We start from the raw sequence: 1,520 nt of genomic DNA on the forward strand, positions 1-1,520 counted from the left end.
ATGACACTCCCTGTGTCAACCTCAGGCAGCGAGCAGATCGTTTTGTCCAGGTTGAATGAGGCGTACGGCGTTGCCGTGCCGGGCGGGATCGTAGGCGACGCGGTCTTGCCAGCAACGCCAGATCACGCGAATCCAGGCGCGGGCGAGCACGCGGACGGCGTGCGGATGGTCGTGCCCGCGGGCTCGGGCGTCGGCGTAGACCTTGGCCGCCCAAGGGCTGGTGTGACGGCTGTTGTCGGCGAACGTGGTGATCGCGACGCGGAAGCGTTTGTTGCAGGCCCAGCGGAAGTGCACCGCCCGGTGCCGGCCGGACTGGTTGGTGACCGGGCTGGCTCCGGCCAGCGCGGCGACGGCATCGGGGCTGTCGTAGGCTTGCCGGCAGTCGCCCCACTCGGCGAGCATCTGGGCGGCGTTGATTTGACCAGACCTTGGCAGCGACGTGAAGATCTCGCCGTCCGGGTGCTCCCCGAGTGCGGCGCTCACCTTGCGGTCCAGGTCCTTGATCGAGCCGACCAGGGCTTTCAGCACGTTGACCAGTGCGAGGACGGCGTCGCGGACCGCCTCGCAGAGCGTTTCGTCGATCGTTGCTGTGGGTGCGCCACGCAGCCGGGCGAGCAACTGCTCGCCGCTGCGACGGCCGGAATAGCCGTGCTTGGCGCAGAACGAGCTCAGGCGTTTGGCGTTCAGGTTCTGGGCGTCCCGGGCGCTCGGGTAGCGGGTCAGGAACTGCAGAGCTATCGGCGACGTCACGTCGGCGAAGATCGTCTTGGCGCCGGGCCAGTGCGCGTCGAGCAGCGCGGACAGCTGGTTGCCGGCGGCGACGCGCATCTCGACCAGATCGCCGCGGGTGCGGACCGCGGTCCGCAGCGCCTTCGTCTGGACCGAGTACGGAGTGGCCAGCCGCAGCCGGTGCCGGCGCAGCCGCAGGTACTCGGCGATGATCTCGGCGTCACCGGCGTCGGACTTGGCGCCGGAGAGCACCTCACCGTCACGCCAGGCCTTGATCGCGTTCGGCTTGACCGGCACCACCGGGTGCCCGGCCTCGAGCAGCACGTCGACCAGCCGCCCGTCCGGGCGTTCGATGCCGATCGGCATGGTCTCGGGCTCACCGATGCGCGACAGGCGCCGCACCAGAGCGGTCAGACCGTCGGCGGTGTGCGCGACGGTGAACACGGCGACCTTGCGGCCGGCCTCGTCCTGCACGCACACGGCGTGGATCTCGGCGGCCCAGTCGATCCCGACGAAGAACGATGCTTCTTCGACGTTGAGAGACAACACAACTCCTACAAACGCTGGCAGCGACGTGACTCGGCGAGCGGGGCTGTCTGCCGGGTGGTCACTAACCGGCGCTCTACGGCGCATCTCCCTGTTGCCGGTCGGCAGCCCCGGCAAGGACCAGGAGTGGCGGTGTCATACAGGCCCTCGAAGGGCGACCACCACAGGCCATCTCCCGATCCTCGCCGAGTTCCGGCGAGACCTTACAACCAAGATCTCGTCGAAAGGATGGTGCCCTAGTGACC

General features: G+C 68.5%; 1 protein-coding gene. It reads right to left on the reverse strand.

Annotated features, from left to right (window positions below; genetic code table 11):
- Window positions 1-21: 21 nt before the first annotated feature.
- Window positions 22-1,275, reverse strand: a complete 1,254-nt coding sequence (locus tag AB0F81_RS51250) for an IS110 family transposase (protein ID WP_360211773.1) — start codon at window positions 1,273-1,275, stop codon at window positions 22-24.
- Between the last annotated feature and the right edge of the window lie 245 nt (window positions 1,276-1,520).

The sequence above is a fragment of the Actinoplanes sp. NPDC024001 genome (genome assembly GCF_040638955.1).
Taxonomy (GTDB): domain Bacteria; phylum Actinomycetota; class Actinomycetes; order Mycobacteriales; family Micromonosporaceae; genus Actinoplanes.